At 54.6% G+C, this 8,121-nt stretch carries 7 protein-coding genes; 5 read left to right on the top strand and 2 right to left on the bottom strand.

Annotation, left to right across the window (positions count from 1 at the left end):
* Window positions 1–201: 201 nt before the first annotated feature.
* The 5 genes from ftsZ (at window position 202) to D5S03_RS09865 (ending at window position 5,744) form a co-directional block, all read left to right on the top strand.
* On the top strand, window positions 202–1,440 hold the full coding sequence (gene ftsZ, locus D5S03_RS09885) for a cell division protein FtsZ (RefSeq protein WP_008871659.1): 1,239 nt from the start codon (window positions 202–204) through the stop codon (window positions 1,438–1,440).
* A 37-nt stretch (window positions 1,441–1,477) separates the two neighbouring features.
* Window positions 1,478–3,133: a radical SAM protein gene (locus D5S03_RS09880; protein WP_050775246.1), complete on the top strand. Its 1,656-nt coding sequence runs from the start codon at window positions 1,478–1,480 to the stop codon at window positions 3,131–3,133.
* A gap of 285 nt (window positions 3,134–3,418) precedes the next feature.
* Window positions 3,419–3,673: a DUF6899 family protein gene (locus tag D5S03_RS09875; protein ID WP_008871661.1), complete on the top strand. Its 255-nt coding sequence runs from the start codon at window positions 3,419–3,421 to the stop codon at window positions 3,671–3,673.
* Between the two features lie 31 nt (window positions 3,674–3,704).
* Window positions 3,705–5,192 (top strand): M23 family metallopeptidase, encoded by a 1,488-nt coding sequence (locus D5S03_RS09870; RefSeq protein WP_008871662.1) that lies wholly within the window; start codon window positions 3,705–3,707, stop codon window positions 5,190–5,192.
* Window positions 5,193–5,198: 6 nt separating this feature from the next.
* Window positions 5,199–5,744 carry a methyltransferase domain-containing protein gene (locus D5S03_RS09865; RefSeq protein WP_008871663.1) on the top strand — a complete coding sequence of 182 codons (546 nt, stop codon included), beginning with the start codon at window positions 5,199–5,201 and terminating at the stop codon, window positions 5,742–5,744.
* Window positions 5,745–5,787: 43 nt separating this feature from the next.
* On the opposite strand, the gene D5S03_RS09860 is transcribed toward D5S03_RS09865, so the two are convergent.
* Window positions 5,788–6,903 (bottom strand): oxidoreductase, encoded by a 1,116-nt coding sequence (locus D5S03_RS09860; RefSeq protein WP_008871664.1) that lies wholly within the window; start codon window positions 6,901–6,903, stop codon window positions 5,788–5,790.
* Between the two features lie 63 nt (window positions 6,904–6,966).
* Window positions 6,967–7,839, bottom strand: coding sequence for a DUF6268 family outer membrane beta-barrel protein (locus D5S03_RS09855; RefSeq protein ID WP_008871665.1), 873 nt, complete (start codon window positions 7,837–7,839; stop codon window positions 6,967–6,969).
* Window positions 7,840–8,121: the final 282 nt, after the last annotated feature.

Raw genomic sequence — 8,121 nt, 5'->3', positions numbered from 1 at the left:
GGACAGGCACTCCGGGACCCACTTGAGCATCATTTTGTGCTTAAAATATCTCATTTTTTGGGACAAGTGGGTCCCGGAAGAGCCAGTCCCCATGCCACATGCAAAGCGCTAAACAGATACGTAACAACAATTACAAACTACAAAACAACTAACTAGATGCAGGCAAAATATTTTCTCAGCTAAACGGGTAAGGAGGAAGCTATGGAATACCAGGAAATCCAGATGGACGGCAACGCCAGGATAAAGGTGGTCGGCGTCGGCGGCGGCGGAAGCAACGCCGTCAACAACATGATCTGCTCGGCCATGAAGGGGGTTACCTTCATTGTGGCCAACACAGACCTGCAGGCCCTGAAGCACTCCCAGGCGGAATATAAGGTCCAGCTGGGGGAAAACCTGACCAAGGGCCTCGGCGCCGGCGCAGACCCACAGGTGGGCAAAGAGGCGGCTGAAGAAAGTATCGATCACATCCGGGAGGTCCTGGACGGCTGCGACATGGTCTTTGTAACCGCCGGAATGGGAGGTGGAACCGGAACCGGAGCCGCCCCGGTCATCGCCAGGGTGGCCAAGGAAATGGGCGCTTTGACCGTCGCAGTAGTGACCAAGCCCTTCTATTTTGAGGGCAAGCGCAGGCGCGGACAGGGAGAAAGCGGGATCTCAGAACTCAAGGACGTGGTGGACAGCATCATCACCATCCCCAATGACCGCCTGCTTTCCCTGGCTTCCAAGAAGGCCTCCTTTCTGGAGATGCTCAAGAAGGCCGACGAGGTCCTTTACTACGGCGTAAAAGGCATATCCGACCTGATCATGGTCCCGGGGCTCATCAACCTGGACTTTGCCGACGTCAAGGCGGTCATGTCCGAGATGGGTCTGGCCATGATGGGCACAGGCATAGCCACTGGAGAAGGCCGGGCCAGGGAAGCGGCCATGAAGGCCATAACCAGCCCGCTTCTGGAAGATGTTTCCATTGACGGGGCCAAGGGCGTACTGATGAATGTCACCTGCGGCATGGACCTGGCCATTGACGAGGTCAGCGAAGCAGCGGAAATCATACATGAGTCCGCTGACGAAGACGCCCAGATCTATTTTGGAACGGTGTTCGACGAAAACATCGAGGACGAGATCCGCATTACAGTCATAGCCACCGGAATCGAGGATGAACATTCCTCATCTGAGCGCACCTCGTCCAAGGTCACTGATCTCTCCAAGGTGCAGAAGGGTCAAAACAATGCCAGGCAAAGGCCCAGGAACATGTCTGTGGATCCCGATGGCAAGGACAACCTGAATATCCCGGCCTACATCCGGCGCAGCAGGAACAATCAGGACCAGGCACCCATTGAAAGTGTAAAGCAGAACAAGACCAGGCAGAAAAAGGGAGAGGAATTCATATTCGACGAGGATGAATTCGAAATCCCCTCCTTTATACGCAGACAGGCGGATTAACACCAGGGCGGGAAATACCTGCAAACCGGATCAGAATTTGCTTCAGGTTCCAAGGGAAGATTCAATCTCAGGGCCTTCCAGGTCCAAAAGCCGGGAATGGGGAGGCAGGCTTCCCGTTGCCCTGGTATTTCCTGAAGAAAGGTCTCTGGCCCTGTCCACCCTGGGGTGGCAGGCAGTGTATATGCAGCTGGAAGAGGAAGGGACCTTTCATGTCCAGCGCTTTTTCTGGGATCGCAGGCAAGGCAGGGCTGTAAACCAGGACTCGGATAAAACATTGTCCGATTTTCCCCTTATCTGCTTCAGCCTGAACTTTGAGGGTGATTACCTGAACCTGGTGCAGAGCCTGCAGGCTGAAGGAATTGAGGTTTACTCCGGCAACAGGGAAAAGTGGCCCCTGGTCATGGCCGGAGGGCCGGTCACCTTTATAAATCCCTTTCCGGTCATGCCCAGCCTGGACTTTATCTATGTGGGGGAGTCGGAAGACACTTTTATTTGTATAGCCGGTGCACTTAAAAACTGCTTTTTACAGGGAAAAGACAGACACAAGACCCTGGAGACCATCGCCGGATTACCCGGAATTTATGTATCCGGGCGGACAAGCAGGGCACACAGGCAGGTGGCTGAGTCAGACTCACGCCGGCTTGAAACTCCGGCGCACTCGGCCTTTGTCTCGGGGCAAAGCGTGTTCAGGGACAGTTTTCTGGTGGAGATAAACCGGGGATGCCCCCACGGATGCCGCTTCTGTGCAGCAGGCTTCGTGTACAGGCCCCCGCGTACAGCTGACATAAATAAGCTCAAGGAGCTGATATCCGGGATACGTCCCAGGAAGGTGGGCTTAGTGGGCACTGCCCTGACGGACTGGCCTGACCTGCAGGAATTTCTTCAGTGGCTTAAAGCACAAAAAATAAAATTTTCCCTGTCCTCAATGCGCTCTGATGGCCTGACCAGCAGTTTTCTTGAATTTCTGCGCCGCAGCGGCACCCGGAGTATAACCCTGGCTGTGGAAGGTATTAGCCGGGATCTGCGTACGGCTGTAAACAAGCGCTTTGACCACAAAAAATTTTTCCAGGCCGTGGAAGAGATAAGCAGGCTGCAGTTCAACACCCTGAAACTCTATTTCATCCTTGGACTGCCCGGGGAATCCGGCAAAGATTTTCAGGAACTGGAGAACTTTCTGGAAGAAATGCAGCAGGCCCGGTTCAAAGGGATGGGCAACAGGAAAAAAGGCATCGGACTGATACAGATAAGCGCCTCCATGTTTGTGCCCAAGCCCTGGACCCCGCTGCAGTGGGCAGCCATGATCTCCAGGCAGGAGTTTGAATCCGGATGCAGGCGGTTTAAAAAACTCTGTTCCAGGCACAAGGCAGTTAAGTTCACCTCTGAAAACCCTTTTCAGGCCCGTATTCAAGGACTTCTGGCCCGGGGGGACGAAAAAGTGCACGAACTATTGCTCCTGGCGGCTGAGCACCAGGGCAGCTGGAAAAAAGCCCTGGCGAACTGGTCCAGGGACATGGAGCGTTACACTGACAGGCAGATCCCCCTGGAGGAAAACCTTCCATGGGACAGGCTGGACATCGGGGTGAAAAAGGAATACCTCAAGCGCGAATGGCGGAAATACTGGCAGGGAAGGCTCACCTCGCCCTGCCCTGATACAGAATGCAGCAACTGCCTTAGATGCGGAATGCAGGCATAGAGGACAGAATTTAGAGATCAGAGGTCAGAGGAACCCGGGGACAGTCCCCGGCTTCTTTATCGCTCCCACGCTCTGCGTGGGAGCGTAGCCTGACCGCTCCTGCGGGCATTGTGGACGCGGAGCGTCCGGGGATTGTTCCCACGCAGAGCGTGGGAACAATAAGAAACTTGAGTGAATGATTTTGCCCTACGGGGCGTAGGCCCCTCTGGGCCGGAGGCCGAGCTTGGCAAGATTGGCAGCTCAGGTGGAGTGCTGGATCGCTTAAGTCGCTTAAAGGGAGCTTTTATGCCTTATATTCCTGAAAAACGCAGACAAGTCTTTGACCCCCTCCTGGAAGAGCTGTCCCGGGAAGTCCATACCCAGGGGGAGCTCAACTACTGCATTTACAAGCTTTCCAGGCTGATAGCCCAGCGCATGGGTGACAGTTACGACAATCTGAGCATGTGTTCCAGTGCCATGGAACACGCCAAGCTCGAATGGTACCGCAAAGTCCTGGCCCCATACGAGGACGAAAAAATCCGTGAACACGGAGACATTTAAAACAGACGCCCGGTTCACAGGAGGTAAAAGCATGGATTATTATATACCATCCTACGGCAAGTCGCGCATCAGGTACAAACGCAGAAGAAACAGAAAATATCTTTTCCTGGCTGCTGCCTGCGTTGTCCTTGCCCTGACGTTCGTGTTTTCTGGCTTTGATTTCATCGAAACCAGAAAACACGAACAGTCCGGCCAGGAAAATTTCAAAGGCCTGACCATTGAACAATCCATCCCTGAAGCTTCCGGCTTGCAGACTGCAGGCGACAGCAGCTCTTCAGCTGATACAGCATCTCCTGAAATTGTTCCCGGCAACACCGGTGACGCCCTTGCACAAGAAGCCCAGGCCCCCGGCACAGGCGATATTTTGGATGCCGGGGACCAAAAAGAGGTCCGGGCCAAATTATCAGAAAAAAACATCAGGGTCTCTTCCGGAGACACCCTTATGGGACTTTTAAACGGGGAGGGGCTGCCCAGGACACAGGCCCATGAAATCATTGAAGAACTTTCAGAAGTATATAATCCCCGGCGTATCCGGCAGGGACAGGAAATCACCCTGGTCTTCCGGGAAGAGGATGATCAGGAGCCCATCTTTGAGGCCATGAACCTGAAGCTGGATGTGGACCGGGACGTGAGGGTGGAAAAATGCCCTGAAAACGGTCTGGTGGCCACTGAAGAAAAGCGTGAACTGGATACCAGGACGGTCGTGGCCCAGGCCGAGATAACTTCCAGCCTGTACAACGCTGCAGTAGCCTCGGATATGCCCCTGCGGGTACTTATGCAGATGATCCGCGCCTATTCCTTCGATGTAGACTTTCAGCGCGATATCCGCCCCGGGGACTCCTTTGAAGTCATGTTCAAAGAAAAACTGGACCAGGACGGAAATTTTGTCCGGGGAGGATCAGTCCTATACGCCACACTGAAAACCAGGGGCCGTGATCTTCCTATTTACCGCTACGAAACAACCGACGGGGAAGTGGACTTCTTCAACCCGGACGGAGAATCTGTGCGCAAGACCCTCATGGTCACCCCCATTGACGGGGCCAGGCTGACTTCCGGATACGGCAAACGTCGTCATCCCATACTTGGCTACAGCCGGATGCATCAGGGCCTGGACTTTGCAGCCCCCACCGGCACCCCCATCATGGCCGCCGGGGACGGGGTGGTGGAGTACGCCGGGCGTAAGGGCAACTACGGCAACTACATCCGTATCAGGCACCCCAATGAATACCACACCGTCTATGCCCATTTAAGCCGCTTCGGATCCGGAGTACGTCGCGGAGCCAGGGTCGAGCAGGGGCAGACCATCGGTTACGTGGGCTCAACAGGTATGTCCACGGGACCGCACCTGCACTACGAAGTCCATCACCGGGGCAGTCACGTCAATCCCTCCACGGTGGATACTCCTCCGGGACGCACCCTGGAAGGAGAAGAACTGCAGCGTTTCAAGGCGGCCAGGGAAGACCTGGAAACCCTGTTTGCCTCGTTGAAGGATGAGGACACAATGGCCAGGCTGGACTAAATTATTATGCAGCAACACAACGCCTCTGAACCAGCAGGAATTTTAAAAAAGCATCTGCATCTTTTTACTGCTTCACCTCTGCCGGGGCCGGTACTGGACCTGGCCTGCGGCTCCGGGAGAAACGGCCTTTTTCTGGCGGAACAGGGGCTGGAGGTTTATTTCTGGGACAGGGATCAATCAGGACTGCAGAAGATCCATGACCTGGCCCTGGAAAAAAAGCTGAAGGTACACACTAAGGAAGTTGACCTGGAGGCAGAGTCTGAGAGCACCCTGCCCCCAAGCTTCTTCGGGGCGGTGCTTGTTTTCAGGTACCTGCACCGCCCCCTGCTGCCGGACATAAAAAACACCCTGAAACCCGGCGGCATAATCGTCTATGAAACCTTTACATCCAGCCAGGCCCTGCTGGGACGGCCCACCAACCCGGATTTTCTTCTCCGGGACCGGGAACTATACTCCTGGTTTCAGGACTGGGAAATCCTGCATTATTTTGAGGGCAAAACCGAAGCTCCCCAGGAATACCTGGCCGGCCTTATCGCCCGCAAACCTTCGTAATACCTGGCCTGACCCGTAACATAACCCCCGGACAGGTATCTTATTACTCGTACAGGTCTTTGAGCCGCCTGGATTTTTGCGGACTCCAATTCGGACAGAAGGCCGGTTTTCCCTGCATAACCAGCTGCATGCACACGTCCCTGCAGCCGGGATCGCATATCACCAGGTCATCCTCCCTGTCCTGTCGCACCTTCTCAGGCCACTCGGGATCTGCCCAGAGTACCCGGGCCAGGCCCACCAGGTCGGCCCTGCCCGAGGAAAGAACCTCCTCGGCAACATGCCCCAGGGCAATACGGCCTGCAGCAATGACCGGCACCCTGACCTGATCCCGGATTTCACCCGCCAGGTCGGCCATGTACCCAGGCTTCTTGGTGGCCTTGATCACCTCGGGCATGGAAAAAGACTCATAAGTCCCGCCCATAACCGAGAGGTATGCAGCGCCGGCATCCGACAGCCTTGACGCCAAAGGTCCGGACTCTTCCAGGGTCAGCCCGTCAGGGAGCCATTCATCGGCCAGAAAGCGGTACCCCACAGGCTTATTGCCCGCAGCTTCCCTGACCGCCTGCATTACTTCCAGGGGAAAGCGCATCCTCTTTTCCAGGGAACCGCCGTAATAGTCTTTTCTCTTGTTGGTTCTCGGGGATGCGAACTGGGCCAGGAGATAACCGGTGCCGCCATGAAGTTCCACCATGTCGAAACCGGCCTTGAAGGCCCTTTGGGCGGCCCGGACAAAGCTGTTCCTGATCTCTTCAATCTCCTCCAGGGTCAAGGCCCTGGGAGTCCTGCCGAAAGTATTTACCTCCGATGGAGCCACCGCTTCCTGCGCACCTGCAAATCTTCCGGCATGATTGATCTGCAGGCAGGCCAGGGCCCCTTCATTCTTTATCGTTGCGGCCAGTTTTTCCAGGCCGGGCAGATTTTCGTCGGTATCCGCCCTGATGGTCCGGTTGGAACCACTGCCTGCAGGATGATCCACAGTTGCGTTCTCCACGGTTATCATGGACACCCCGCCGGAGGCCATCAAGCGGTAATGCTCCAGCAAAAGAGGCGACACAGTGCCTCCCTCCCCGGCATAGCCCAAGTATAACGGAGCCATGGTTATACGGTTCTTAAGCGTTTTGCCTGCGATTTCCAGTGGTGAGAACAGGGTAGTATACATTTTTAACCTCCTGTCTGTGCTTAAAACTTTAATAACTGCTGAATTTAAAATGCCCGATCTGCATCAGAACCTCCATGTAAGGCCTGCCTGGAGTCCCGGGGCACTGTCGAGGTCCCATGTGCCGATACGGCTGTCATGGCGGTCGTAGAACTGCCACTTTCTGGACAGCACATAATACGGGCCGAACTCAAGAGTCATCTCTTCAAGGGGACTCCACTCCGCCTGCATGCTCAGCCTGATATCGCGCTTGCGGAAATACCCTCTTTCAACTGCTGAACTGTTGTTCTCGAGGCGATATATCCTGGAAGAATAATCCGCTCCTGCCTGCATGGCAAAATCCTCGCTGAACCCGTATCTGACCATTGTCCTGGGCATGCCTATCCTGGCGGTCCATCCCTCCTGGCCGGGCAGTCCGTAAGCAAACCCTGCAGCAGGAATCCAGATACTGCGCACCGGGTGATATCCTCCCACGGCCCCGACTCCAACCATCCAGCCGCTGTCAAAGACCCTGAGAAGAACAGCCCTGGCCGAAGTTCCCAGGGACCGGGACATCTCTTTTTCAAAGGAAGTGTTCACGCCCGCGGCCAGATTCAGGTACCAGTCATCCTTCACGGGAAATATAACGTCAGCAGTCAGATATACATTGTGCAGCGATTCAAAGGGTTCTTTGCCGTCATCTGTAATATCTGAATCACCCGGTTTGTCCCAGGAGTATCTGCTGTGGTCATAGCCCAGGGTCAGAAAAGACCAGGATGCCTCTACACCATATGTGGTCCGGGATACTTCCGTATCCGAGCCCTTTACCCCGGATTTGAAGGTATGCTCCACCCCGGCCCCGGACTCCAGGCCCCCGTAGTACATGCCCTGGTCCCCGGCAAAGGATGCGGAAGCAGGGATAAACAGCAGACAGAAGATCAAGAAAAAGCATTTTTTCATTGTTTTCCTCTTCTAAAAAAGATTGCAGCTTTTTGCCAGTAAAGAATATTCCCCGGACAACCGATACTTAATACAGGGTGTTTGCCTTGAGATTTTTGCTGCGTCAACTGCTGCCTGGCAAAAAACAAAAACTTTTGGCGCCCGAGTCAGGAAAATCCCCGGATAAGCAACCTGCACCCCGGGGCTGTTCCTTCACACACAAGGTAAAACGACTTCAATCTGCTGTTTTTTCATTTGCTTCTAACAGCACTTAAATGTATTGTGTCCCAAAAAAGACGATCT

The sequence above is a fragment of the Desulfonatronospira sp. MSAO_Bac3 genome, assembly GCF_003838035.1.
In the GTDB taxonomy this organism is placed as follows: Bacteria; Desulfobacterota; Desulfovibrionia; order Desulfovibrionales; family Desulfonatronovibrionaceae; genus Desulfonatronospira; species Desulfonatronospira thiodismutans.
This window is presented reverse-complemented; position numbering and strand designations above follow the sequence as displayed.

Coding starts and splice junctions, on each gene's coding strand:
- ftsZ (WP_008871659.1), top strand. CDS start 202: ATGGAATACCAGGAAATCCAGATGGACGGCAACGCCAGGATAAAGGTG.
- D5S03_RS09875 (WP_008871661.1), top strand. CDS start 3,419: ATGCCTTATATTCCTGAAAAACGCAGACAAGTCTTTGACCCCCTCCTG.
- D5S03_RS09870 (WP_008871662.1), top strand. CDS start 3,705: ATGGATTATTATATACCATCCTACGGCAAGTCGCGCATCAGGTACAAA.
- D5S03_RS09865 (WP_008871663.1), top strand. CDS start 5,199: ATGCAGCAACACAACGCCTCTGAACCAGCAGGAATTTTAAAAAAGCAT.
- D5S03_RS09860 (WP_008871664.1), bottom strand. CDS start 6,903: ATGTATACTACCCTGTTCTCACCACTGGAAATCGCAGGCAAAACGCTT.
- D5S03_RS09855 (WP_008871665.1), bottom strand. CDS start 7,839: ATGAAAAAATGCTTTTTCTTGATCTTCTGTCTGCTGTTTATCCCTGCT.